Source organism: Pseudomonas sp. efr-133-TYG-103a, assembly GCF_030209235.1.
Lineage (GTDB): Bacteria > Pseudomonadota > Gammaproteobacteria > Pseudomonadales > Pseudomonadaceae > Aquipseudomonas.
Genome location: NZ_JARVSK010000010.1, coordinates 146537 through 173497 on the forward strand (window position 1 = coordinate 146537; position 26961 = coordinate 173497).

The window sequence follows — 26961 nt, forward strand, 5'->3', positions numbered from 1 at the left end:
AGGGCCAATGCTTGAAGAGCAGCACACCGCTCAGACATCTCTGATCCCTTCTGCCGCTTCGATACGGGCGACGCGCAGGCCGCCCATCCCTGCGGCCAATGCGCTGGCGCCTAGCACAGCGAGCACCGTCGCGCTGTAGTGGCGCATCAGCAGGTGGCTGGCGTATTCGCCGGATGCCGGCATGAACAGGTCGTTGAGGCCGCGCTCGGCCAGTCCATAGAGGATGATGCTGATCAGCGCCGCCAACGCTCCGCTGTACAAGGCCTGCAGCACGACGAACAGCAGCAGCGCGCCGGTGCTCAAACCCAGTAGGCGCAACACTGAGAGCTCTCGACGCTTGCGCTCCACCGCCGCCAGCGCGCCGGCGAACACTGCGGCTACGGCGCCCAACATCGCCAACGCCGCGATGATCCAGAACACGATCGTGAGGTTGCGGCTCAGGGATTTGACCTGTGAGATGGTCTGCGTCTGGGTGGAGACCAGCACGCTGTTCTGCGCGAAGTACAGGCGCAGCGGTTCGACGTCATCGAGATTGCGGGCGTACAGGCGAAACGCCGGGTAAACACGTTGTCGGCTGCTCGCAGACACATCCCCGGTCCAGCCGAAAGCCTCCACGGCCTGGCCGTCGCGGTAATCCTCGACCGCCTCCAGCAACGCCACTGGCGCAAACATTCCGTCACGGCCAAATGCGTCCAGCGGCAACACCGATGCGACCTGCAATCGAGCGTGCTGTGCCTGTGCGACGCCCGACTTCTGCCGAGTGAGTCGCGCGTCGAGCCAGTCACCCGCTTTGGCACCGAGCTTTTCGGCAGCTGTCTGGCTGAGCAGGATCCGGTTCGGTTCGGCGGGAGGAAGAATATCGCCCAGCAGCGGATCGCCGGCGGCCGTCGGGATCATTTCGACATTCACCACGGACGCCGTCGGGGCCAATGACAGATCGGCGGTGCCAGCAATCTGGCGGGTGCGGCCCACGACGAAACCCACATCGGGCCTGCGTCCAAGGGTTTCAACGAACGCAGCACTGAAGCGCCCGCCGCCCATGGGAATGACTTCCCGCACGGCCGGATCGCGCTCAAGCCGATCCGTGAGACTGCCAATCAGCCCGAATTTGAGCCCGAACAACACCATAAGCGGTGTGATCACGGCAACCAATGCCAGCACCGTACAAGCCGAAAGCCGCGCATCGGCGCGATAGTCCTGCCAGGCCAAGGACGTCAGCATCGCCATTCGCATCAGCATTCGTCCTCAAGCGTGGCAGTGACACCGCCATCGGCATCGCGTACGCAATCAAGGCGCAGAATGCGCATTCCGCTTTCTCGGGCGAGGCGCTCGTCATGGGTCGCGACAACGCAGCAAGCGCCGTACTCGCGGACGCGCTGCAACAACAACTTCATCACGCGCACGGCATTGAGAGGATCAAGTGCAGCAGTAGGCTCATCGGCCAGCAGAAGCTGTGGATCGTGAACCAGCGCTCGAGCGCAACTGACGCGCTGACGCTGCCCGACCGAGAGGGCCCGAGGCTTTTTATTGAGCTGTTCGGTCACTTCGAGTTGCGCCGCCAGCCGCCCTACGCTGCCATCGTCGTGCAAACCCAGTATTCGTCGGGACAGCCCGATGTTGTCGCGCACCGTGAGGTAATCCAGCAACCCGCCGGTTTGCAGCACATAGCCCATCTGGTGGCTGCGCACTGCGGCGAGGCGGCTATGTTGTCCACGACGCCAAAGGCTGGCGATGTCGACGGCGCCCTCATCGGTGGCGAATTCAAAACGCTCGCAATCGTCCGGCGACAGCACCAACGCCAGTATTTCCAGCAGCGTGCTCTTGCCACAGCCGCTGGGACCGACCACAGCCCATTGGTCGCCGGCAGCCAGATCCAGCCGCGCAACCACCAGGCTGTAACGCTGGCTGCCCTGGCCTCGCGTTTTTCGCACATTTCGCAGACTCATCATCACGGCAACGTCGACAGCGGCACGCGATACAGGGCGTCACCCGGCCCGGCATCACCAAAACGGACCCAATTGGCGAGGTCGTTGTGAAAGGTTTCGTAGAGGCGGATTTTCGAATCCAGCTCGTCGATGAAATCTTCCTGCTCGGCCACACTGAGCGACAGCCATAAATCCTGACTCATGCTGAGTGATTTGCTGCGGTATGGCAGCCCTTCCAGATATTCGCCGAGCACGCCACCTTGGGCGAGGTTGCCGCCTTTGGTCAGCGCTGCGGGATCCCGACTCATATACGCACTGGCGCTGGCGATTTCCTGAAAGAAATCCTTGGGCGAACTCAGGGTTTTGCGCGCGGTATCCACGATCAATTTCAGCGACTGTTGAAGATCGTTGAGTTGCAGCTTGCTGAGCATCACGCAGACCTGGAATTGCGGCAGCGTTGTATCGGTGAGGTCGCGATCAGCCGTCCAGGCGCTGACGAGCTGCGGCGCGCGGACATCGGACTGTTTGCCAAGGAAATCCATGCGCATGGCGTAACCAATGGCCGACGATTTGTCGGCCACGCTCGGCGTTGCTGACAGAGCAGGCACGGTGGGCGTCTTATTGTTGCGCACCTGATAAGCCAGGTCCGCGAACACCGAACCGATTTCGGACACCCGCTGACCGAACTTTTCTACGTCGCCCCCCGGAACCGGCACATACAGGTCGCCGATCTGCGGATTGTCGTCGGCGGTCAGCGTGCGGTATTGCTGCTCGGCGAAGGCATGATTGCTCTTGCCCGCGTCGGTTTTCACATGCAGCGCGTAAATCTTGATCTGCTTGCCGAGCGCGGCTTGGCGCACTTCGGCCTCGTTCATCCGGGTGCTGCCATAGGGGTCATTCTTGCGCAATGCCCCCGCGTCGGTGACCAGCAAGATCACGCGTCCGCCGTAGCCCGACCAGTCCATGCCGTTGACGGCCTGCATCACGCCGGCGAACGCGTCTTCGTTGAAAGAATGACTGGAGACGGTGGTGGCCTTGATCTGCTGAGCCAGTCTCAGAAAACGCGCCGGATCGCGGCCCTGATCCAGCGTGATCAAGGTCTTGCTGAGGTAACCAAGGCCAGGCGTTTTGCTGACATCGTTTCGATAACCCACGAGCCCGAAGCTGACGTTGTCCAGCTCGCCATGCCGGGCCAGCTGACTTTGCAGCTCAGCAACCACGTCGCGCACCTGATCGATATAGGGTTGCATCGACACAGACGTATCCACGACAAGCACGACCCCGGTGCGGAAAGCATCGCTCGCCGCTGCAGGCTTAAGGGGTGTGCCTGCGTCGTTCGGCTGTGGCGTATGACCAGGGTCGATGGATGCGATTTTTAGCAACTGAACAGGCTGGCCGTTCGGGTCGAAGGCCTCTTTGGCATCGAAGATCGGCAGCAAATAGAACTGACCGTGCGGCACGGCACTGCCAGCGGGCTCAAGCGCAAGCACCTGCCTCGACTCATCGGCGTTCTGCTGCGCGTTGAACAGCAGTGTCCTGGCTGCTTCCGGGTCATTGAGCAGCCGCTCCACCTCGCGGGCGTCGCGCACAAACATGGCCGGCGCCCGCCCGGAGCGCTCGCTGAACTTCAGCACCAGACTCTGCTTCCAGTCGCTGACCTGATCGGCCGACAACCAGCCTTCAGTGCGGCCATCGCTGGCCGAACCGACCTGCAACCATTCACTGCCAGCAAGTTTTTTGCGCTGGTACACATACAGCACCGAAAACGCAGGCAGCGGCTGCCTGCCCGCTGCCGCACCCGCATTGCTGGAAAGCGTCGCGCCGGGCTTGCTCAGCACGCGTTGAAACAGGGTCTTCTTTCCCGCCATCAGCAGCGGACGGTTGCCGACGTTCAGCTCTGAAACGGAAGGCTGCGCGGGTTCGGCCGGGATCTTAGGCGCAGAGGCCAGCGAAGGCTCGGAAGCGTCGGACGCGGCAACGATTGGCGCGGCCTTGGCCCTGTCTCCACTCAGCCATCCATAAACGCCTAGCCCCAGCGCCGCAGCGATCGCGACTGCCAGCAATGCCACAGCCAGCCCTTTGCGCCGCTCAGATCCGCTCCCAGTTTTGTGGAGCGGATCGCGCTCACCCGGGGACGTCCACGGCGCAGCCGACGCGCCCGCGATGTGATTGGAGCCCTCTTTCGGCGCAGGCTCAGTCATCACGTCGTCAGGCCGCAACGGCACCGGATGAATCATCGTCGCGTCGGCAGGCTCGGGTGGCAGACTGTCCAGCGCGGCGATCAGCTCGGCAGCATCGGCAAAGCGATCGTTACGCTCCTTGGCCAGCAGCTTGCTGAGGATCTGTTGATATCGTCCGTGCTGAATCGGCAGCTCCGGAAGCGGCTCGGTCAGATGCGCGAGCACCGTGGACAACGCATCCGTGCCGCTATACGGCAAGCTGCCGACGAGTATCTCGTGCAACACGACGCCCAGCGCGTACAGGTCGGCGCGCCCATCGATCTCCAGCCCGCGCGCCTGTTCAGGGCTCATGTAGCTGGGGGTGCCAATGGCTAGCCCGGCCTGGGTGAACTGCGTGCGATCATCCAGCGATTTGGCGATGCCGAAGTCCGAGAGCACCGCCGAGCCATTGGCGCGAAAGAGAATATTGGCCGGTTTGACGTCGCGATGAACGAGCCCTTGCGAATGGGCATAACCCAGCGCCGAGGCAATCTGACGAACGTAGATCAGGCCCTGTTCCGCGCTCATGCCCGCCGCGATACGCTCTTTCAAAGTGCCATTGGGCAGGTATTCCATGGCCATGTAGTACAGATCCCCGACATTGCCGATGTCGTGAATCGTCACGGTGTGCGGGTGGGAAAGCCGCGCCAGCGTCCTGCCTTCACGCAGAAAGCGCTCGCAGAACGTTGGATCCGCCGAGAGCGCCGCTGCCATGATCTTCAGCGCGACCTGACGTTCCAGTGAGCGTTGCGTGGCGAGGTAGACGGTGGCCATGGCGCCTTCGCCAATCTCGGCCACGGTGTCGAATCCGGGTATCAGTATGTCCATTGCTGAGGTCTTCACGAGGCTTTGACGACGATGGCCGTGATGTTGTCGGGTGCGCCACGAGCCAGCCCCATATGCACAAGGCAGCGCACGACTTGATAGGGGTCCGGATGACGCAGCACATCGCAAATTTCATGGTCTTCGGCGGTCTTGTTGAGGCCATCGCTGCACAGCAGATAGGTGTCGCCAGGCAGGATCTCCAGGTTGATCGCCGCCAGATCCAGCGTGCCGTCCACGCCGACGGCGCGAGTCACGATGTTGGCCCGGGGATGCACGCGAGCCTCGGCTTCGCTGAGCAAGCCGCTGTCTTGCAGGTCCTGGACGTAGCTGTGGTCGCGCGAAATGCTTTGCAGCTCGTCGTTGCGCAGACGGTAAAGGCGACTGTCTCCCGCCCACAGGCAGACGCCTCGGTCGCCCTGCACCGCCAACGCCACCACCGTGCTACCCATCACGCCGAGTCCACGCAGCACCGCTTCCTCACGTACGGCTGCGTTGACGTGAGTCAGCGCCTGACGCAGCGCGTGGGTATACCGTGACAGCGCGTCGACAGGCGCAACGCGCCGCAGGCTGTCGACGATCAGGCTGGCGACATAATCTCCCGCCGCGTGCCCGCCCATCCCGTCGGCGACGACCCAGAGACCGTTCTCGGGCAACTCCAGAAACGCGTCTTCGTTGATCTGCCGTACCATGCCAACATGACTGCAACTGGCGGAGCGGCACTGAAGGGTTTCACGTCGAGCAAGCATTTAGACACACCCTCCCTGCCCGAGCAGACAGCTGAAAGAGGCGACATCCGGCAGCCCTGAGCAGCGCATCAGTCCCGGCGCGATGCGCTCCGATCCTTTACCCCACCAGAGACTCACTCCGTCGCAGGCAAGGTCAGCGAGCATCTGCTGCCGTGAACGCGGATCGGCGGCGCCTGAGTGCTGCAAATTGGCAACCTGATGCACTGGCTGAGTCGACGTCGTCGGCAAACTACCCAGCGCGGCGACAGCGCCCTCGAACTGCGTGAAGTCCGCACCCTCTTCAAGAGTCGCCAACAGCAAGGCCTCAACGTGCTCGAACCAATCCTCGGGGCCGCTTACCAAGGCCGCCAGCGACTGTTCGGGCTCGATGAGCTGTGCGACGGTCAGCGGAAAATAGCGACCGACCCGATCAACGCTCGGCATCGACACGCCGACCACGGCATCAACACCACAGACACCTGACGCCAAGGCGAAGCGCCACAACGGGCTGATCAAATAGGCACTGAGCCAGTCGTCGCCTAACTGCTGCCGACTGGTGTGCAAGCCTGCCGCCAGCCAGGCATCCCAAGGCCGAATGAAGCTTTCCGGTAGACCACGGCTGACGAAATCACCGCGACTGGCCACCTTGCCGTAGAAACCCAGCTGCGTCATAACCGCTCCGGCAAGCTGAAACCGCTCAGCACACGGCTCTTGAACGGGTTGAAAGCGCTGTTCGCCCGCAGCTCATAGGTAATGCCCGCGCTGCCAACCCGCAGTCGAAGTGTGAAGCGGTCTGGCGAACCACCGGAAACAAGATCCGACTGATCCAGCAACCGGAACCACGCCCACGGCCCTTCCAGCGTCGATGCGGACCGACCGTCGGCCGCAGGCGGGGAAATCGATAGGCGCACCACGCCAATGCTGCCGGGGTTGGGCCACTGCATCGCGGCGGAGCGGCTCGGGCCGTGGTCGTAGCTGATTTGCTGACCGTCCAGGTCGAGCAGGAACTGATTGACCGAAGCATCCATCGTCACTGGCTTGAGCTCGAAACGCACCGCGGGTTGCATGCCACCGGCGCGGAACAACGCCTCGCGAATCGCAGCAGCACGCTGGAAGGTCTGCAGCACGGACGGGTTGATACCGAGTTTTTGCGCGGCCCCCGGTTGCCAACGCCAGGTCGATGCCGAGGTGTCGACGTAGTCCTGCAGGTACTTGCGGAAGTAGTTGTCCATCACCCCGCCGACGCCGAAGAATTGGCCGAAATCGTCCAGCGTCGCGTCTCGGGCGCTGCCGGGGGTCAGCGGATAACGACCGCTCAGGGATTGGCGGTACACGTTCACCACGTCACTGACCCACGCGGCGTTCAACTGATTACGCACCCCACCCATCATGGTGTTGGTGGAAGCACTGACCATGGACCTGACCAGCCGCTGGACAACCGGTGGCTGCCGGTCGGCATTCAGACCGACCCGTGTGGCTGCGGCACTGGCCGAGGTTCTTGCCTGGCCCAACAATGCCTCGCCGCTGGCATCGACCAGAGCGCTGATCTGGACGTACAGCGCGTTCATGTCCGCCAGCAGGCCATCGATAGCCGCAGGCTCGTCTTCGGCCCTGTTGACGAAAGCGTCGAGCGCGGCGAAATGCTCGCTGACCGGATCTTGCTCAGCGCCAGATCCTGAAACGGGGCGGGCCGGCTCCTGGCCCAACATCGATCCCAGCCGGTTCTTCAGTTGGTCGACACTGCCCTCAACCTGCTTGCCATGCTCGGCAAGCAGGTTGTCGTCCTGTTGCAGACGGGTTTGCCGGGCTACGGCCAGCAGCAGCTTTTTCAGCGGAGAGCTGGGCCCGGAGACCAGCCGTAGCAGATCGGCCGCCTGCGCCACATGAGTGATCGACACCAAATCAATGTCTTCCAACAGGGCATCCCACTGACGCTGGTAATCCCGGAAGTAGAGACGACGCACATCGGCTGCAAGGATGGCGGCGTTCTGCCGGGCAGCGGGATCGATGCCCAACACCCATTGTTCCTCGGCAAGGGTTGCCGCCTGCTTCAGGGTGCTCGCCAAGAACACCTCGCGGTAGCCCTTGACGGTGAAGAACCCGCTAAGCGGATCATCCAGCGGCTTACCGCTCTTGCGCCGGAACACCAGCGCGGCGTCGCGTCCCACGGCCTCGGTCAAACGGAAGTCCGGCACCCCTTCGGGGAGTTTCTGTCGCTTGATGCGCTCGTAGACGCGCTGCGCCACCGGCAGTTGTTGCAGTTGGCGACGCAGATCATCGATCAGTCGCTGATCCAGGCGGGCGTCCGGTGGGCGACGTTCGAACAGTGCCTGCAAATGCGCGCTCAGCGCCTGGCGCTGGTCAGGCGCAAGGTCGCGAGGCAAAGTCTGATCCCAATCCAGCGCTATCCATGCCTTGATGAAGTCGGGCGCGTGATGTTCACCGTCAGCGAACATCAGATACGTCTTCAGTCCCTCATAGAGGAAGTCTGTACTGGCGCCGCTGCGCAATTGCTCTTCGATGCGCGCCACCAGACGTGGCGCAAAGACGGCGATCAGCAGCTTGCGATACACGCCTGCTGATTCCGCTTCCAGCATGTCGCCCTGATACAAACCCAGTCCCTGAGTCATATCGGGCGGGGTGCTCGCCAGATGGCGCGCCCCATCAAGCAGCGGCAGCACTGACAATACGTCGCGCTGCGCTGGGCTCAGTCGCCGAACCGCTTGGCCCAACGACGCGACCTTACGGTCGACCTGGGCGATGTACGCTTGGTTGGCGCGATAACTGACCAGCCATAACACGCTGATCAGCACGACCAGCGCCGCGGTTGCCGCCAACGCGCCTCGGCCCAACCACTTGCGCCGACGCTCGACCTTGACGTTGACGCCCACCAGCCCGCGCTCCGCGAAGGCGACTGCGGTGAACAGCTTTTCGATAAAGTAACTGCGCCCTGTGCCGGTCTGCCGCGCCAGATGCTGACGATCCAGATTCATGCTCTGAGCCATCGCGCCAATCAGCCGATCGATCGGGCTGCCTTCCTGCGTGCCGCTGGTGAAATAAACACCCCGCAGCAGCGACCGGTCTTCGAACGCATTGGGCTTGAACACATCCTCGAGGAAGCTTTGCAGCGTGTCTTTCAGTGCACCGAACTGCTGCGGGAAACCGTAGATCAGGTCTCGCCGCGCCGGGTCACGCTCCTGCTGCAGACGCTCGACCAGCCGGGCATTGAGACGCTGCTCGATGAGGGTGAATTCGCGCTGAAAATGCGTCAGCGGGCTGGCGCTGTGTTGGCCGTCATCCAGCGCGAAGGTCATGCCCCACACCTGCGCCCTCTCCTCCTTGCTCAGGGCATCGAAAAACTCCATGAAGCCCGGAACCAGGTCGAGCTTGGTCAGCATGAAGTAAACCGGAAACCTCACGCCCAACTGGCTGTAGAGTTCCTGAACCCTTGCGCGAATGGCAGCCGCGTGAGCGGCGCGCTCGGCGTCACTGCCGGACAAAAGATCGCCCAGGCTGATGGCGACGAACACGCCATCGATGGGCCGGCGCGCACGCTGTTTTTTGAGCAGATCGAGAAAACCAAGCCAAGCGGCCTTATCGACCTGTGCGTGGCTGTCTTGCGTCGTGTATCGGCCAGCGGTGTCGAGCAGAACCGCTTGATCGGTAAACCACCAATCGCAATGGCGTGTGCCGCCCACACCGCGAATCGCCTGCGCGCCCATGTGCGCGGCCAGCGGAAAATGCAGACCGGAGTTGACCAGCGCCGTGGTTTTGCCCGAGCCCGGAGGCCCGATGATCACGTACCAAGGCAGCTCGTAAAGGTTGCGTCGTTCGTCACCGCCCAGGCGCGCTTTTTTCAGCAGCTTGAGGGCGTCGTCCATGCGCTGGCGCAACGTGGCCAGTTCCTCGGCCGTAGCGATGCTGGCCGGATCTGGAGGAGTTTGCGCAGCCAGACTTTCCATGACTCGAGCAGCCTTACGTCGCGCCTGAATCACGCGATATACCCGCCAGCCGATCCATGCGGCGAAAAGCATGAAGATCAACACCCAGCGCCGAGCTTCCGGGATCAGCAGGTCCAGCGAGGGTCCGACGAACCAGATGATCAGACTCAGCGCCAGCAGACCGAGGACGGGCGCCGCCCAGCGAAAGATACATTTGAAAAACGCCTTCACTCGACCCCCTCCGCCAATACCGATATTTCTATCCGCCGATTTTTTGCTCGCCCTTCAGCCGTTGCGTTCGAAGCCAATGGCTCGGTATCGCTACGTCCCTCGGCAGCGAAGCGTTCGGGCTGTCCGGTCCTGGCTGCCAGAATGTGCATGACCTGCTCGGCGCGCGCGCGGGACAGCGCCCAGTTCGACGGGAACCGCAGGGTGGCGATAGGACGGTTATCGCTGTGGCCGGTGATGCGCACCTGGCCCTTGACCTTGGCGATGGCATCGGCGATGCGAAGCATCAGTGGCTGAAGATCGTCAACGATGGCGGCGCTGGCCGAGGAAAACACCTGATCGCCACGAAGGGTCACGACCGACCGGTCCACGGCGTCTTCAACGGCCACCCGACCGAGCCGGATGTCTTCAATCAGATAGCCTGCCAATCGAGGCCGCTCGACAGCTCTGGGCTGCACAATCGCAGGGATGACGGATTGAACTGGAATCTCGCCCAAGGCATGGATATTCCCGAACACCGGCTCAGCCTCGGAGGCCAGCTCCAGGCGCAAACCGAACAGCAGAACCAGCAGGAACGCCAGTCCGATGGCGACGCCCACCCACGGAGGAAGGAACTGTGACAGCCGATCCCGCATTTCTTCGTGGCCACGCCAATGCGGCGACAGATCACGCTCAAACTCGCCACGGGTGCTGCGAATGGCCGCACTGGTGCGCTCGCGCAGGGCATCCAGTTGTCGACGGCCGTCGTTCATTACTCGATAACGGCCTTCGAAACCCAGGCACATGCACACATACAGAACCTCCAGCAAATACAGGCGCTCGCGGGGGCTTTGCAGGCAATGCTCCAATAACTGGAATACCTTTTCGCCACCCCAGGCCTCGTTGTGCACCGTAATCAATAGGCTCTGCTTGCCCCAGTCACTGCTGCTGCCCCAAGGGGTACTGAGCACCGCTTCATCAAGCGCGGCGCACAAGACATATCGCGCCAACAGCACTTCGTTGCGGGCAATACCGGCAGCTTCCGCACGCGCCTGAAACTGGCGCAGGTACCCGAGCAACTGAGCACGCAAACTGCTTGGCGCAGGATGAGCGATGGTGTTGCGCAGGCGAGGCAGCAGCGCAAGCAAAGAGGCTGCGGCCGATTCGAGCGGGTTCAGACCCAGCGCGCTGCCAATCTGCAAGGGCGGCGCCGGCACCGATAACGGCTCGGGAGCACCCGCCGGTTGCGAACTTCGGCCGCCGGGACGCGGGATGAATTGCGTACGGTCGTTGGAGAACGACGGCGTGCTGAGCGGGTCATTGAGCAAAGGCATCGCGTCTTATCCCCGTATCGCCCAGAAGGCCAGGCTCAGGCCTGGAAACTCACCCGCGACGTGAAAGGCAAAGCCTCCGGAATTTGCCAACTGCTTCCAGTGCTCACTGCCGCGATCGAGTTCGTAGTAGGTCGAACCTGCGTGAAACGGGATCTGCCGTGGCGCCACGGGCAGCGGCAGCAAGCCGATGCCCGGCAATTGCAAATTGACGAGATCACGAATGTGCTCGACCGGGCCGATCTTGCTCTGCTGTCCGAAGCGAGCGCGGAGGGTTTCGCTGGGCATGTCTGCGCGCACGACCAGCACGAAACTGGCGTTGTCGATCAGGCTGCGATCGTTAAGCGTCGCCACGTGCACGCCATGGGTTTTTTCTTCAATCGGAATCGGCGTGGCCTTGCTGTCGATCAGCGTCGACAGCGCCTCACGAAGCGCCTCCACGACGGGCGCGAAACTCAGCGCCAGCTCGTCGTGTCGGTACGGCCCGAACACATCAGGCCGGCGCCCTGACGCGGTGAACGTGGCGAAATCCCCCGCCAGGCTGACCAGCTCGCTGTAGAGACGCTCGGGATGCAGCGGCCTCAACTGAGTCAGATGATTGATCAGCGGCTCGGCGCGATTGACCAGTTGCAGCAGCATGAAATCAGCGATCTCCGAAGCCCCGCCTGCACCGGACGCCACAACACGACCCGCCAAGGCCTCACCACGCTGATGCAGCAGACCCAGCAGTTCGCTGCACAACGCGCTCAGCTGTCTGGACGCGGTGACATCGAGCACCGGCGGGATGTAGTTGTCGTCGATAATAACGGCGTGATCGGCGCGCTTTTCCTTGATGCGAGCCAGCCCGAGAGCCGCGTAGTCGCTCAAGCCGTCCCTGGACGTCACCAGCCGTAAGGCGCGCGCGCCGACGGCAACCGGCGTACGGTTTTCGAAGGGCGCGTTGTCATCGCGGACCTCCCGAACCCGGCTGACATAACGCGCGCCAGCCAGCGCTTCCCCTTCGTCCACCGTGTCACGCTGGCCCACCCGCTTGAGCGGCAGCGCCAGGTAAACCAGCCCGTCACGCAGGTCCTCATCGATGGTCAGAGGGCTAGGCGCCATATCGTCGTCGGGAATGCTGAACGGCGTGCCGTCAGGCAGTAATCCCCGCGCCGACACGATCGCGAGCTTGCCCTGCGCCAGCAGACCTTGGTCCAGCATCAGCTCGGAAAACCCCCAACATGCGGCCGACAGTGGGCGGCAACGAGCGTCGATCAGGTTCTCCAGGTAACGGTCATGCTGCTGGAAGTGCTGCGTTGCGATGAACATGCCTTCCGACCAGACCACTCGATTGTTCCAGGACATAGGTTCTCCGATTGCCTAGTGGTGACGATTTGGGTTGGCGGCGGGTACGCCACTGATGGCGCGAGCATCCACGGCAATATGAAAATCCGAGGCCTGGTGCGGTGCGACGGTGAGCACGGCGCGCCACTGCGCTTGATCGATTTCGCGAAACCCCACCGCCAGGCCGATGTGCCGGGCAGCCGAGTGCGGCCCACGCTCGACGGTCAACTGCTCGCCCGGCTGGAGAAGAAGCTCGTCCTGATCGAGCAGGTCGGCACCCAAGGTCGACTGCGTGCGTTCAACCAACGCGAAATAATCGGCACGGGCGAAACTTGCGATGTTCTTCAGTTCGAAAATGCGCACTCGAACGGGCGCTGCGACACCACTGACGCCTGGGTTAAGCCCTACGCCTGCCGTAAAGTGCAGCGCAACAGTGGTGGCCTCAACCGGCGCTTCGACCGGCGGCGAAGTCGGCGCATTGTCTGCGCACGAAACCAGCAGCAACGCCGTGGCGATTGCCGCTACAACTCTTCCAAACATCCTTCGTCCTCATGACGTACTGACTTTCTGTCCGTTTTTCCTGACTGCTTTTACGAGCGACCCAGCCGCGCGCTGTGCGCTTCGTAAGCACGGCTGAACTCGCGACCGAACAGGTCTTGAAAATCTTCCTCTGCCTCGCGGGAAATGCGCGCGTACAGCTCGGTGAATTGCTGCCAGTTCTGCGCTTGCCGCGAACCAAAGAAATTCGCCAGGGCACCTGATTTGCCCATGCGCGCCTCAAGCTCTGCGGGCTCGAAACGTTTGAGCAGCGACTTGATCGCCGCCTCGACACCTGCCATCACGGCAAGCTGGTGCGCGCGCAGATCGTCGAAGCTGTCGGCAATCGCCTGATCTGGCGGCAGGAAAGCCCGATTACCGTCACGGAGCAGCAACAGCAGCGCCTCATCGGCATTGGGCGCAAACTTCAGGGGATTGTTTTCAACCGGGCGAATCAGGGTCTGCTGCATCCGAAACTCGCCTTTGAGGCTGCTGCGCGCACGCAAAACGTCGATAAGGCCCTCGACCATCAACCGATAGCTACGGCCGATCGATGCCATTTGGGCGGGCGCTTGAGCCGGGTTTATCCGCAGCCGCTCAAGCCCTGCGCCGCGCAAGAAAGCCTTGAGAAGATCAGACGGGTCGTCAGGTGCGGCCGGATCGACAGCGGCAGCGACAGCGGCAGTGGCAGCGGTCGGAGGCGAGTTGCCCGGATCTGCGTTGCCTGCTTCGACGGGTTGAGCGCAAGCGGGACCGGACGTTGAGGAAGACACATCCCAGTCCTCAGGAATAACGTTCACGAACGAAGCCGACGCTGGGGCATCAGGCGAGACAGACGGCGTCAGAGGCTCGGGTGGACGGAAAGCGTGGCGATCGGCAGGCACATGGTCCGGCTGGGTGGCAGCAGGCGCTTTTGGAGGGATCAGGAAATCGAACAGATCAGGAAGCGTGTCCTGTGCGCCGGGCCCTTGAAAACACGCGGCCGGATCAGCAGCGGCGAGGAACGGTGAAGCCGGAATCTGCTGCCCCATCAGCGCTTCAAAGCTGCTGGCGAAGTCAGCATTTGAGGACGCCGGACTGGACAGTTTCATATCGACGTTAATGCGCGCGAGAATCTCATATTCACCAATGCGGATAACTTCGCCGTCTTCAATGGGCTCACTGTTGCCGCGCCGCAAGCGAATACCTGCATTAACAAGCTCCACGCCGTTAGTACTGCAGTCCGTCAGGTAATAGCGGCCGTCCTTGAATTGAACGATGCAATGCCGGGAAGAAATCAAACGCTCCGGATCCGATAATATCCAGTCACACTCTTTTCCCCGGCCAATAGCCATCACCCCGTTATCCAAGGTTTTCTCGGACAGTTGGCCAGGGGTTATCTTTTGATAACTGGTTATCGTCATAAAGAGTGACACTTTGCCTCCTTGCTCGCACTGCGCGACGTTCGCACAGACAGTTCCACCTGCGCGCGACGGCCCGGCATCGCGCGGAAAACCTCGAAAATTAACAGCCATACCGTTCTGTTACGGGCGTTTTCAGCACATTCGGTACGCTTTGGCCCAGCGCTCTGAACTGCAATCGAATCTCGACAAAGAGAGGCGGCAGCCCCATCAAAACTTTCACCGAGGAAACATAGCTTACCTTGACAACGGATAACTTTCACAACAAAAATGCACAACTTGTTAAACATTGCCAAGCCCTAGCGACATATTCCGACTTATAAAAGTCAGAACAATCTCTAGTTATTGTAGGAAGTTTCCTCAATACCTGATTTTTATGCCTTCAGCCGATAAGGATATCGATTGTGTTGGATATTCCATTACTACTCGCCGCAGTTTCAGATCACTCTTCCTGTGGCGATGATCTGGAATACGACGCGGATTTTCTGCAGTTGGAGCGCGATGCTCAAGGCAAGCCGGCACGCATGATGGGCGACGCCATTCACCCTGAAGAACTCCCCCAATGGCGGCATGTCGCACAGTCCGCCACTGCGCTTTTGCAGCGCAGCAAAGACCTGCGGATCACCCACTTCATGCTGCAGAGCGCGCTGGCCCTCGAAGGGTTTCACGGTCTCGCCAGTGCCCTGACGCTGGTCCACGATTTGCTGGGCCGGTACTGGCCGATCATCCACCCGCGTCTGGACGCTGAAGACGACAACGATCCCACCGCCCGCATCAACGCGCTCACTGCAATTGCCTGCGAAACCAACCTTCGCTTGCTGCGCGAAAGCGAACTGACGAACTCACGCGCCTTTGGCCCGATCAGTCTGCGTGCCGCGCTCCACGCCTCAGGCCTGCAGACTTTCTCCGACGAAACCCTCAAATCCGAGGAGCTCTGCGGGGCACTGCGTGACAGTGATCCGGAGCACCTCAATGCGCTGCGCTCCACGTTGCGCCAGGCTCACAGCACCGTCGACGCCATCGAGCACTACGTCAGTGAACAGGTGGGCGGTGCGCACGGGGTCGATCTTTCAGCGCTGAAAGGGCTGCTCAAACAAGCCCTGCACATCCTCGTCGAGCACGCGCCGGACGCAAGCGTGGGCGAAATGAATCCAGATCGCGTCAGCCCGTCTTGTGACGAGACGCCGCCTGGCCCCGCGACCGAATCGCGCCCGGACGCTGAGATCTCCGGCCGGGAGGACGTGGTCCGCAGCCTGGACCGGATCCTTGACTATTACGCCCGCCACGAACCTTCGAGCCCGCTGCCCGTGTTGTTGAGCCGGGCGAAGACGCTGGTCCACGCAGACTTCGCGGCCATCGTGCGCAACCTGATTCCAGACGGGTTTTCCCAGCTCGAACATCTGCAAGGCCCCGACGCACATTGAGCGAACGCGACGGCAAGTCGATCAGGGAAAGCACACAACCCCGTGACCGGTTACGACCGATGACGGCAATCACGTCGCAAGAGCGACCAGGAGGAGCAACGTGGCGAACAGCAGTTCTCAGAAATTCATTGCGCGCAATCGCGCCCCGCGCGTCCAGATCGAGTACGACGTCGAGCTCTATGGCGCGGAAAAAAAGGTCCAGCTGCCGTTCGTGATGGGCGTGATGGCAGACCTTGCGGGCAAGCCCGCCGAGCCCTTGGCCGCCGTGGCTGAACGCAGGTTCCTGGAAATCGACGTCGATAATTTCGACTCGCGCCTGAAAGCCATGCAGCCGCGTGTCGCCTTTCACGTACCGAATGAGCTGACCGGCGAAGCCAACCTGAGCGTGGATATCACCTTCCAGAGCATGGACGACTTCAGCCCGGCTGCGGTCGCACGCAGGGTCGATTCGCTCAATCAGTTGCTCGACGCCCGCACTCAGTTGGCGAACCTGCTGACCTACATGGACGGCAAGACGGGTGCGGAAGAAATCATCATGAAAGCGATCAGGGATCCGGCCCTTCTGCAGGCCCTGGCGAGTGCGCCAAAACCTCAGGATACCGATGCTCATTCCACCGAGCCGACAGCGTAATCAGGACGAACGAACATGACTCAGTCACTCAATGAGCAGGCGGCTCAGCCGGGCTTCACTGACAATGCCAACGAGTTCGCCTCGTTGCTGCTGCAAGAATTCAAACCCAAGACAGAGCGCGCCCGCGAAGCGGTCGAAACCGCGGTTCGCACGCTGGCCGAACAGGCGCTGGCACAGACCGATCTGATCTCTAACGACGCGATCACCTCGATCGAATCGATCATTGCGGCCATCGACGCCAAGCTCACTGCACAAGTGAATCAGGTGATTCACCACCCTGAGTTTCAGCAGCTCGAAAGCGCCTGGCGTGGCCTTCATTACCTGGTTAACAACACCGAAAGCGACGAGCAGCTGAAGATTCGCGTACTGAACATTTCCAAGCCGGAGCTGCACAAAACGCTGAAAAAATTCAAGGGCACGGCGTGGGACCAAAGCCCGATCTTCAAAAAAATGTATGAAGAGGAATACGGCCAGTTCGGCGGCGAGCCTTACGGCTGTCTGGTCGGCGATTACTACTTCGATCAGTCGCCCAAAGATGTCGAGCTGCTGGGCGAGCTGTCCAAGACCTGCGCGGCGATGCACGCACCGTTCATCGCAGCAGCTTCTCCGACGGTGATGGGCATGGGCTCATGGCAGGAACTGTCGAACCCGCGCGATCTCACCAAAATATTTACAACACCGGAGTACGCCGGCTGGCGCTCACTGCGTGAGTCGGAGGATTCGCGCTACATCGGCCTGACGATGCCGCGCTTCCTGGCGCGTCTGCCTTACGGCGCCAAGACCGATCCGGTGGAAGCCTTTGCTTTCGAAGAAGACACCGATGGCGCCGACAGCGCCAAATACACTTGGGCGAACGCAGCCTACGCGATGGCGGTAAACATCAATCGCTCGTTCAAGCACTACGGCTGGTGCTCACGGATTCGCGGCATCGAATCCGGAGGCGAAGTGCAGAACCTCCCCGCCCATACATTCCCCACCGACGATGGTGGCGTGGACATGAAGTGCCCGACTGAAATCGCGATTTCCGACCGTCGCGAAGCCGAATTGGCCAAAAACGGGTTCATGCCACTGTTGCACAAGAAAAACACGGATTTCGCGGCATTCATCGGTGCGCAGTCGTTGCAGAAACCTGCGGAATACGACGACCCGGACGCGACTGCCAACGCCAATCTGGCCGCGCGCCTGCCGTACCTTTTCGCCACCTGCCGCTTTGCTCATTACCTCAAGTGCATCGTGCGCGACAAGATCGGCTCGTTCAAAGAGAAGGACGAAATGCAGCGCTGGTTGCAGGGCTGGATTCTGAACTATGTCGACGGCGATCCGGCGCACTCGAGCGAAACCACCAAGGCCCAGCATCCGCTGGCCGCAGCCGAGGTTGTGGTCGAGAACGTCGAGGGCAATCCCGGCTACTACAACTCGAAGTTCTTCCTGCGTCCGCACTATCAGCTGGAGGGCCTGACTGTGTCGTTACGTCTGGTTTCCCGGCTGCCGTCAGCCAAGGGCGTCTGATCATAAAACTGGACGGGTCGCATTCTGCGGCCTGACCGAAATCAACGTGGTGAAGACCACATTGGAGAAAACATGGCAGTTGATATCTTCATCAAGATCGGCGACATCAAGGGCGAGTCCATGGACGAGACCCATAAGGACGAGATCGATGTATTGAACTGGAGCTGGGGCATGACCCAGTCCGGGAACATGCACACAGGCGGTGGCGGCGGCGCGGGCAAGGTCAACATTCGCGACCTGTCGTTCACCAAACACGTCGACAAGTCCACTCCGAACCTGATGATGCTGTGCTCCAGCGGCAAGCACATCGACAAAGTCACCCTGACCGTCCGCAAGGCGGGCGGTGAGAGCCAGGTCGAGTATCTGGTGATCAATCTTGAAGAGGTCATCGTCACTTCCCTGGAAACAGGCGGTTCGGGATCGGCGGACCGGATGACGGAGAACGTCTGCCTGAACTTCGCTCAGGTACTGGTTGATTACCAGCCACAGAAAGCTGACGGCACCAAGGACGGTGGCCCGGTCAAGTACGGCTGGAATATCCGCACGAACACCAAACGCTGATCCCCTTACGCGCCCGGGTATCTGCCGGGCGCGTATCCCACACCGACTTATCCGCAGGACGCAGAAACCGTGGCGAGACCTTCGTTTATCAATTTGTGGAGAGCCTGTTCCGAGGTTCCGACGAGCCGCCCGGACGGCAATCCCTGCGTTGGCCCTCGGGAAAACCACAAGGCGACACGCATGCAGCCCATCCGATACTGGAAAGACATGATAGAAACAGCGTCCATACGCTGGGTTGCATGTCTGCCTCGGTTTTGGGATCAAAAAGACTTCACCTGGCAGCTCAACGGGTGAACAGCCTGACCCTGCGTGAGCGTCTGCAGCCTTCACTCCTCGATCGTCTGACCGATGACGAGCCCGGCAATCTTCAAGAAGGCGCCGATAGACGCGTCCTCACCCTGAACCAGTTGAAGGCGTCGGTATTGCGTGACCTGACGTGGCTGCTCAACACCACTTCGCTGTTAGACGCCGATGCCACGCTGAACACGCAGGCGGGCACGTCAGTGGTGAATTTCGGCCTGCCTCCGCTCACCGGGACCAGCGCGTCGAACATAGACGTCAGCCTTCTGGAACGGCTGATTCATCAAGCCATCGCCACGTTCGAGCCCCGGATTCTGCGGCACACGCTGCGCGTTCGCGCTCAGGCCGTGCCCAATCGGATGAACCACAACGCGTTGAGTTTCGAGATCGAAGGCGATCTTTGGGCTCAGCCGGTTGCATTACCACTGTTGCTTCGCACCGATCTGGACCTGGAGTCCGGTCATGTACAGGTCGCCCCGGCCGAACAACGGAGGCGCCCATGAATCCGCGCCTGCTGGAGTTGTACAACCAGGAGTTGCTGCACGTGCGCGAAAGTGCGGCGGAGTTTGCCAGGGAATACCCGAAGATCGCCGGGCGCCTGACGCTGTCCGGGATCGAATGCGCCGACCCTTACGTCGAGCGCCTGCTGGAAGGTTTTGCGTATCTCACTGCTCGGGTGCAGCTCAAACTCGATGCCGAATACCCGACATTCACCCACAACTTGCTGGAAATCGCTTACCCGCACTACCTCGCGCCAACACCGTCGATGACTGTGGTGCAGATGCAGATCGACCCGGATGACGGCTCCTTGAGCAGTGGCTTCACCCTGCCTCGCGACAGCATTCTACGCGCCGCGCTGGGCCGCGACTCCCAGACATCCTGCGAATACCGCAGCGCTCATCCTGTGACGCTGTGGCCGTTGAAGATCAGTCAGGCTGAGTATTTTGGCAATCCCGCGACCGTGCTGGGCAGAATGGCCGCCGGCGAGCCGAGAGCCAAGGCTGGCCTGCGTCTCACGCTGCGTACGGGCGCAGAATTGCCGATCAACAGCCTGGGCCTCGAACATCTGCCGCTCTATCTCAACGGCGCGGATGAGCAGCCCTTCAAGCTGTACGAGCAATTGCTCGGCAATGCCTGCGCTGTATTTGCGCGCCAGCCCGACGGCGACTGGATCGAGCGCCTGCCTGTCGACGCATTGAAGCCCTGCGGTTTCGATGACCGCGAGGCGGCGATGCCTGTGGTCCCGCAAGCATTTCAGGGTTATAGGCTGCTGCAGGAATACTTCGCGCTGCCGCAACGCTACCTGTTCGTCGACGTCACGGCGCTTGGCACAGCGGTAAGCCGGTGCTCAGGTCAAGAGCTGGAACTGGTCGTACTTTTCGACCGATTTGACCAAAGCCTGGAAGGAAGTGTCGGGCCTCAACAGTTTGTGCCGTTCTGCACACCGGCGATCAACCTGTTTGCGCGACGCGTCGACCGAGTTCACGTGTCTGATCGAGTCAACGAGCATCATGTCATCGCCGATCGAACGCGGCCGATGGATTTTGAAATTCACTCGATCACCGCCGTGACCGGGCACGGCGCCGGGCCTGAACAACCGTTCCTTCCGTTCTACGCCGTGCGCGATCCCTCACGCTATGGGCGCAACACCGCCTTTTACACCCTGCGTCGTGAGCCCCGTGTGCTGTCCAGTGAGCAGCGTCGCACCGGCACACGCTCAACCTACGTGGGCAGTGAGACGTTCATCAGTCTCGCGGACAGCAATCAAGCGCCTTGGCGCACCGACCTGCGCCAATTGGGTATCAGTGCGCTGTGCACGAATCGCGACCTGCCGCTGTTCATGACGATCGGCGGTGGCAAGACCGACTTCACGCTCGCCGACAGCGCACCCGTGGTGTCGATTCGTTGCCTGATCGCACCGAGCCGGCCCCGCGCCAGCCACGCCCACGACCAGAAAGCCTGGCGCCTGATCAGTCAGCTTTCGCTGAATTACCTGTCGCTGAGCGAGCACGGTCAGGGTGCGGCTGCGCTTCGCGAACTGCTCCGCTTATACGGCGACAGTAATGACGCCGCGTTGGCCTTGCAGATCGAAGGCCTGCGCGAGGTCAGCAGTAAAGCGTGCACCCGTCGCTTGCCGATGCCGGGACCGATCGCGTTCGGGCGCGGCCTCGAAATCACCCTGGAGTTCGACGAAAACGCTTTTCGCGGCACCGGTGTGTTCTTGCTCGGCGCCGTGCTTGAACGCTTCGTGGCGCGCTACGTATCCATCAACAGTTTTACTGAGACCGTTATTCGCACCAGCGAACGCGGCGAGATCATGCGATGGAAAGCCAAGCCCGGCCGCCGTCCGGTCCTGTGAGCACGCTCACCGCTACACCGGTCGAAGCGTGGGAATATGATTTTTTTCAGGCGCTACGACGCATCGAATGCCAGTCACCGCAGCTGCCACGATGGGGCCATTCCCTGCGGCTGGCCGACGACCCACTGCGCATGGGCCAGCAACCCGATTGCGCCTTCGCGCCCTCGACGCTGGCAGCGCTGACGCCTGCAGAAGACGACAAGCCGGCGCGGCTGGAGCAGCTTTTTTTCGGCCTCGGTGGCCCCAATGGCCCATTACCGCTGCATCTGACCGAGTACGAGCGCGAGCGCCAGCGCAACCATGCCGACAGCACGAGCAAACGTTTTCTCGACATCTTCCATCATCGCCTGCTCAGCCTGTTCTATCGGGCGTGGGCCGAAGCACGACCGGCGGTCAGCCACGACCGGCCGGATGATGATTACTGGGCCGCGCGTCTCGCCGCCTTGAGCGGTCGCGGCATGCCGAGCCTGCTGGATCAGGGGCTGATTCCGGACACCGCCAAGTTGCACTTCAGCGGCCATCTGGCAGCGCAGACCCGTTACCCGGACGGCCTGAAGGCAATTCTGGAGGACTATTTCGGATTGCCGGTTGAGATCGAAGAGTACGTCGGCCAGTGGCTGGAATTGCCCGAGCGCAGTCGCCTGGGAGTCAGCGCCAATCAACTGGGCGTGGATTTCTGTCTGGGCGCTCAGGTCTGGGATCGCCAGCACACGTTTCGGTTGCGACTTGGTCCGCTCAAGCTCGACGAGTACATGAGCATGCTGCCCGACAGCGAAGCCTTTTCGCACCTTGTCGCCTGGGTCGCCGAGTACCTGGGCCATGAGCTGGACTGGGACCTGAATCTGATTCTCGGACAAGCGCACGTTCCCGCCTTACGGCTCGACGGCCAGTTCCGCCTGGGTTTCAACACCTGGCTCGGCCAGCCCTCAGAAGATGCCCAGGACCTGATTCTGGCCCGTCATTACGCCGAACAGGCGCGCTCGATGCAGCCGCCGTCCGCAACTTCCAAAGACCCTCACGCAAGGAGCACGAAACATGGGTGAAATCCGTCGCGCAGCGCTGTTTGGCAAGCTCAACAGCCTTGGTTACAAGGCCATCGAATCCGCCACCGTGTTCTGCAAGTTGCGGGGCAATCCATATGTGGAACTGGCCCACTGGATTCATCAACTGCTGCAATTGCAGGACTCGGACCTGCACCGGATCGTGCGGCAGTTCGAGGTCGAACCGGCGCGCCTGGCCCAAGACCTGACCCAGGCACTGGATCGCCTGCCAAGAGGTTCTACATCGATCACTGATCTGTCCTCACACGTCGAGGAAACGGTCGAGCGTGGGTGGGTTTACGGCAGCTTGATGTTTGGCGATGCGCAGGTACGAACAGGCTATCTGCTGGTCGGCATTCTCAAAACTCTAAGCCTGCGTCGCGCCCTGATGGATCTGTCTTGCGAATTCGAAAAGATCAAAGTCGAGGCGTTGAGCGAGCGCTTTGACGAATACGTAGGTGATTCCCCGGAAAACGCGCTGAGCGCCAACGACGGTTCCAATGCAGGGGCCGCCCCGGGTGAGGCCAGCGGCGCGATCGCGCCCAGCGTCATGGGCAAGCAGGAAGCGCTCAAGCGTTTTACGGTGGACCTGACCGAGCTGGCGCGCAGCGGCAAGCTTGACCGCATTGTCGGACGCGACGAGGAGATCCGGCAGATGGTCGACATCCTCATGCGTCGTCGACAAAACAACCCGATCCTTACTGGCGAGGCCGGGGTTGGCAAGACTGCGGTGGCGGAAGGCTTCGCATTGCGCATCGTCGCTGGAGACGTTCCGCCCGCGCTCAGAGATGTCGAACTGCGCAGTCTGGATGTCGGCCTGTTGCAGGCAGGCGCAAGCATGAAAGGCGAGTTCGAGCAGCGTTTGCGCCACGTGATCGAGGAGGTTCAGGCATCACCGAAACCCATCATTCTGTTCATTGACGAGGCCCATACGCTGGTTGGCGCGGGCGGGCCGGCGGGCACTGGCGACGCGGCCAATCTGCTGAAACCTGCGCTGGCGCGTGGCACCTTACGCACGGTAGCCGCGACGACATGGACCGAATACAAAAAGCACATTGAGAAAGACCCTGCCCTGACCCGCCGCTTCCAGGTGGTGCAGGTCGATGAGCCCTCGGAAGACAAGGCGCTGCTGATGATGCGTGGGGTTGTCAGCGCCATGGAAAATCACCATCAGGTGCAGATTCTCGACGAGGCGCTGGAAGCCTCGGTCAAGCTTTCACAGCGCTACATCCCAGCCCGGCAACTGCCCGATAAATCCGTCAGCCTGCTCGACACCGCATGCGCACGAGTTGCTGTCAGTCTGCATGCGGTGCCTGCCGAAGTGGACGACAGCCGCCGACGCATTGAGGCGCTGGAAACCGAGGTGCGGATCATCGCGCGAGAACATGCCCTGGGCGTCGAGACGGGCACGCGTCACGGGGACAGCGCCAACCTCCTGAGCCGCGAGCGCGCACGTCTGGCCGAGCTGGAAACTCGCTGGCTTGACGAAAAGTCGCAGGTGGATGAGCTGCTGGCCACGCGCGAGCAGCTCCAGGAAGTCGCAGCCGTCGCGAACCCGGATGACGACGCAGACCCGCGTCACGCACTGCGCGAAAAGCTGATCGTCATGCAATCGCGCCTGAATGCCCTGCAGGGCGAAAATCCGTTGATTCTGCCGACCGTTGATTATCAGGCCGTGGCCTCGGTGGTCGCCGACTGGACCGGCATTCCGGTCGGTCGCATGGCGCGCAATGAGCTGCAGACCGTGCTCAATCTTGATCGCTACCTGAGCAAGCGCATCATCGGACAGGACCACGCGCTGATGATGATCGCCAAGCGTGTCCAGACCTCCCGCGCCCGCCTGGATAATCCGGGCAAACCCGTTGGGGTGTTCATGCTTGCCGGGACCTCAGGCGTCGGCAAGACCGAAACGGCTTTGGCACTGGCCGAAGCAATGTATGGCGGTGAGCAAAACCTCATCACTATCAACATGAGCGAGTTTCAGGAAGCCCATACCGTTTCGACCCTCAAGGGCGCACCGCCCGGGTACGTCGGTTACGGCGAAGGCGGCGTGCTGACCGAGGCGGTGCGGCGCAAACCGTATAGCGTCGTGCTGCTGGACGAGGTGGAAAAGGCCCATTCGGACGTGCACGAGCTGTTCTTCCAGGTCTTTGACAAGGGCGTCATGGAGGACGGCGAAGGCCGGTTGATCGACTTCAGGAACACGCTGATCCTGCTGACCACCAACGTCGGGACTGAGCTGATTTCGCATCTGTGCCAGGACACCGGGAACGTGCCGAATCCGCAAGACATCGCCAAAGCCCTGCGCGAGCCGCTGCTTGAGATCTTCGCGCCTGCCCTGTTGGGGCGTCTGGTGACGATCCCGTACTACCCGCTCAACGACGCGATGCTCAAGGCGATCACCCGTCTGCAACTCGATCGCATCAAAAACCGGGTGGAAGCCACGCACAAGGTGGCGTTTGCCTATGACGACACGGTGGTTGACCTGATTGTCTCGCGCTGCACCGAAACCGAAAGCGGCGGGCGAATGATCGACTCCATCCTCACCAACACATTGCTGCCTGACATGAGCCGCGAGTTCCTGACCCGAATGCTCGAAGGCAAGCCGATGGCCGAAGTGCAGATCCGCGTCCGAGATAACCGCCTGGATTACCAGTTCAGCGATGTCGATTGACCGCCGCTGTTACAGACCCGCCCGCCCCCTGCGCCGGCCACAACGGTATTGAGATAACCCATGCTATTCACCCAGATAACGCGTCAGGCCCAAGTCAGCAGCCCGCTGGGCCCGGACGTCCTGCTCCTGAAACACATGGACGGCGCCGAGGAGCTGGGGCGTCTGTTCGAGTATGAGTTGCAGTTGACGTCCAGCGACCACGCGATCGACCTGAACCAGCTGCTGGGCAAGCCGATGAGCGTGGCGCTGCAACTGAGTAATGGCGGCAGCCGCTATTTTCATGGGGTGGTTTCACGCTGCAGCCAGAACGTCGACATCGGTCAGTTCGCCAGCTATCAGGTCACGCTGCGGCCCTGGCTGTGGCTGCTGACTCGCACCTCCGACTGCAAGATCTTCCAGCATCTGAGCATCCCGCAGATCATCAAACAGGTGTTCCGCGATCTTGGTTTTTCCGACTTCGAAGACGCCCTCAGCCGGCCTTATCGCGAGTGGGAATACTGTGTTCAATACCGTGAAAACAGCTTCGATTTTGTCAGCCGCTTGATGGAGCAGGAGGGTATCTACTACTTCTTCCGTCACGAAAAGGATCGCCATGTATTGGTGCTGGCCGATGCCTATGGCGCGCATCTTCCAGCACCCGGTTACGAGTTCGTACCGTTCTTCCCGCCGGATGGGCAGCATCGCGAGCGTGATCACATCAGCGACTGGCATCTGGCCCAGCAGGTCCAGCCAGGCTCGCTTGAGCTCAACGACTATGACTTTCAGCGGCCAAGCGCCCGCATCGACGTGCGCTCGCAGATACCGCGGCCACACAGCGCCGGCGACTATCCACTGTACGACTATCCCGGCACCTACGTGGACAGCGAGGACGGCGAGCACTATGCGCGCACGCGCATCGAGGCGATTCACAGCCTGCATGAACGGGTTGAACTGAGCGGCAATGCGCGTGGCCTGGGCGTCGGTCACGTATTCAGCCTGACCGGATTCAGCCGTCAGGACCAGAACCGCGAATACCTGATCGTTGGCTCGCGCTACCAGATTGCCCAAGAAAGTCTGGAGAGCGGCACCCATTCCGCAGGCGCGCAGTTCGACAGCGCATTGACCTGCTTGGACGCGCAGCAGAGCTTCCGCCCGCTGCCCACCACCGCCCGCCCCATCGTCAAAGGGCCGCAGACAGCCGTGGTGGTCGGCCCCGTCGGTGAGGAGATCTGGACCGATCAATTTGGCCGGGTGAAGGTGCATTTCCATTGGGACCGTCACGACCAATCCAACGAAAACAGCTCGTGCTGGATTCGCGTGTCTCAAGCGTGGGCCGGTAAAAACTGGGGGTCGATGCAGATTCCGCGCATCGGGCAGGAAGTCATCGTCAGCTTTCTGGAAGGCGATCCCGACCGGCCGATCATTACCGGCCGCGTCTATAACGCCGAGCAGGCCGTGCCTTACGACCTGCCCGCCAACGCCACGCAAAGCGGCATGAAGAGCCGCTCGAGCAAAGGCGGCACGCCTGCCAACTTCAACGAAATCCGCATGGAAGACAAAAAAGGCGCCGAGCAACTGTACATCCACGCCGAGCGCAATCAGGACATCGTGGTCGAGGTGGATGAAAGCCATTGGGTGGGGCATGACCGTCGTAAAGGTGTCGGAAACAACGAATTGGTCACGATCGGTCAGGACAGAGTGCGCGCGGTCAAGCACGACGACGTTCTGCTGGTGGGTTCCCGCAAGGCAGACAGCGTCAGCTGCAGTTACCTGATCGAGGTGGGCGAAAACCTTCGTCTGGTCTGCGGGAAAAGTGTGCTGGAGCTCAATGCGAGTGGGCAGATCAACCTTACAGGCGTGCAGCTCAACGTAAACACCGAGGGCAGCGCCCAGATCAATACCGGCGGCCAGCTGCACTTGAACATCGGCGGCGGTCCCGGCGCCACGCCGGACGGCCAGGGCAACAAAAGCAGCATCGATGCCGCCGTCAACGCGATGTTTCCCAAGCCGAAATCCAGCCAATAAAGACTAGCCTGAGAGAACCCGTCGCC

At 61.4% G+C, this 26961-nt stretch carries 19 protein-coding genes; 9 read left to right on the forward strand and 10 right to left on the reverse strand.

Translation table 11 applies throughout. The features are described 5' to 3' along the window. Positions 1 to 30: 30 nt before the first annotated feature. Genes QRN36_RS08450 through tagH form a run of 10 tightly spaced genes read right to left on the reverse strand, consistent with a single transcriptional unit; the run spans position 31 to position 14448 of the window. Complete coding sequence (locus tag QRN36_RS08450) at positions 31 to 1233, reverse strand: ABC transporter permease (protein WP_285423625.1); 1203 nt, start codon at positions 1231 to 1233, stop codon at positions 31 to 33. Beyond that, positions 1233 to 1949, reverse strand: a complete 717-nt coding sequence (locus QRN36_RS08455) for an ABC transporter ATP-binding protein (RefSeq protein WP_285423626.1) — start codon at positions 1947 to 1949, stop codon at positions 1233 to 1235. The genes QRN36_RS08450 and QRN36_RS08455 overlap by 1 nt, the downstream gene beginning before the upstream one ends. After that, positions 1949 to 4972, reverse strand: a complete 3024-nt coding sequence (locus QRN36_RS08460; RefSeq protein WP_285423627.1) for a serine/threonine-protein kinase — start codon at positions 4970 to 4972, stop codon at positions 1949 to 1951. Before QRN36_RS08460 ends, QRN36_RS08455 begins: the two co-directional genes overlap by 1 nt. 11 nt (positions 4973 to 4983) lie before the next feature. Next, positions 4984 to 5715, reverse strand: a complete 732-nt coding sequence (locus QRN36_RS08465; RefSeq protein WP_285423628.1) for a PP2C family serine/threonine-protein phosphatase — start codon at positions 5713 to 5715, stop codon at positions 4984 to 4986. Next, positions 5716 to 6366 (reverse strand): type VI secretion system-associated protein TagF, encoded by a 651-nt coding sequence (gene tagF / locus QRN36_RS08470; protein WP_285423629.1) that lies wholly within the window; start codon positions 6364 to 6366, stop codon positions 5716 to 5718. Next, entirely contained in the window at positions 6363 to 9866 is a 3504-nt protein-coding gene (tssM, locus tag QRN36_RS08475) for a type VI secretion system membrane subunit TssM (RefSeq protein WP_285423630.1), read from the reverse strand. The genes tagF and tssM overlap by 4 nt, the downstream gene beginning before the upstream one ends. Continuing rightward, entirely contained in the window at positions 9863 to 11176 is a 1314-nt protein-coding gene (locus tag QRN36_RS08480; protein ID WP_285423632.1) for a DotU family type VI secretion system protein, read from the reverse strand. The genes tssM and QRN36_RS08480 overlap by 4 nt, the downstream gene beginning before the upstream one ends. A gap of 6 nt (positions 11177 to 11182) precedes the next feature. Then, on the reverse strand, positions 11183 to 12517 hold the full coding sequence (gene tssK, locus QRN36_RS08485; protein WP_285423633.1) for a type VI secretion system baseplate subunit TssK: 1335 nt from the start codon (positions 12515 to 12517) through the stop codon (positions 11183 to 11185). A gap of 15 nt (positions 12518 to 12532) precedes the next feature. Beyond that, on the reverse strand, positions 12533 to 13036 hold the full coding sequence (gene tssJ, locus QRN36_RS08490) for a type VI secretion system lipoprotein TssJ (RefSeq protein WP_285423634.1): 504 nt from the start codon (positions 13034 to 13036) through the stop codon (positions 12533 to 12535). 50 nt (positions 13037 to 13086) lie between these two features. Continuing rightward, entirely contained in the window at positions 13087 to 14448 is a 1362-nt protein-coding gene (tagH, locus tag QRN36_RS08495; protein ID WP_285423635.1) for a type VI secretion system-associated FHA domain protein TagH, read from the reverse strand. Between the two features lie 392 nt (positions 14449 to 14840). Here tagH and tssA point away from each other — a divergent pair, with 392 nt between their 5' ends. From tssA to QRN36_RS08540, 9 genes are all read left to right on the forward strand, one after another. Continuing rightward, positions 14841 to 15857, forward strand: coding sequence for a type VI secretion system protein TssA (gene tssA, locus QRN36_RS08500; RefSeq protein ID WP_285423675.1), 1017 nt, complete (start codon positions 14841 to 14843; stop codon positions 15855 to 15857). 100 nt (positions 15858 to 15957) lie between these two features. Further along, positions 15958 to 16488, forward strand: a complete 531-nt coding sequence (tssB, locus tag QRN36_RS08505) for a type VI secretion system contractile sheath small subunit (protein ID WP_285423636.1) — start codon at positions 15958 to 15960, stop codon at positions 16486 to 16488. A 15-nt stretch (positions 16489 to 16503) separates the two neighbouring features. After that, entirely contained in the window at positions 16504 to 17997 is a 1494-nt protein-coding gene (gene tssC, locus QRN36_RS08510; protein WP_285423638.1) for a type VI secretion system contractile sheath large subunit, read from the forward strand. A gap of 72 nt (positions 17998 to 18069) precedes the next feature. Continuing rightward, positions 18070 to 18558, forward strand: a complete 489-nt coding sequence (locus QRN36_RS08515) for a type VI secretion system tube protein Hcp (protein WP_285423639.1) — start codon at positions 18070 to 18072, stop codon at positions 18556 to 18558. Positions 18559 to 18848: 290 nt separating this feature from the next. Continuing rightward, entirely contained in the window at positions 18849 to 19361 is a 513-nt protein-coding gene (tssE, locus tag QRN36_RS08520; RefSeq protein ID WP_285423640.1) for a type VI secretion system baseplate subunit TssE, read from the forward strand. Further along, positions 19358 to 21217, forward strand: coding sequence for a type VI secretion system baseplate subunit TssF (gene tssF, locus QRN36_RS08525; RefSeq protein WP_285423641.1), 1860 nt, complete (start codon positions 19358 to 19360; stop codon positions 21215 to 21217). The genes tssE and tssF overlap by 4 nt, the downstream gene beginning before the upstream one ends. Continuing rightward, positions 21181 to 22260, forward strand: a complete 1080-nt coding sequence (tssG, locus tag QRN36_RS08530; protein ID WP_285423642.1) for a type VI secretion system baseplate subunit TssG — start codon at positions 21181 to 21183, stop codon at positions 22258 to 22260. Before tssF ends, tssG begins: the two co-directional genes overlap by 37 nt. After that, on the forward strand, positions 22253 to 24931 hold the full coding sequence (gene tssH, locus QRN36_RS08535; RefSeq protein ID WP_285423643.1) for a type VI secretion system ATPase TssH: 2679 nt from the start codon (positions 22253 to 22255) through the stop codon (positions 24929 to 24931). The genes tssG and tssH overlap by 8 nt, the downstream gene beginning before the upstream one ends. Before the next feature lie 60 nt (positions 24932 to 24991). After that, on the forward strand, positions 24992 to 26935 hold the full coding sequence (locus QRN36_RS08540) for a type VI secretion system Vgr family protein (protein WP_285423644.1): 1944 nt from the start codon (positions 24992 to 24994) through the stop codon (positions 26933 to 26935). Positions 26936 to 26961: the final 26 nt, after the last annotated feature.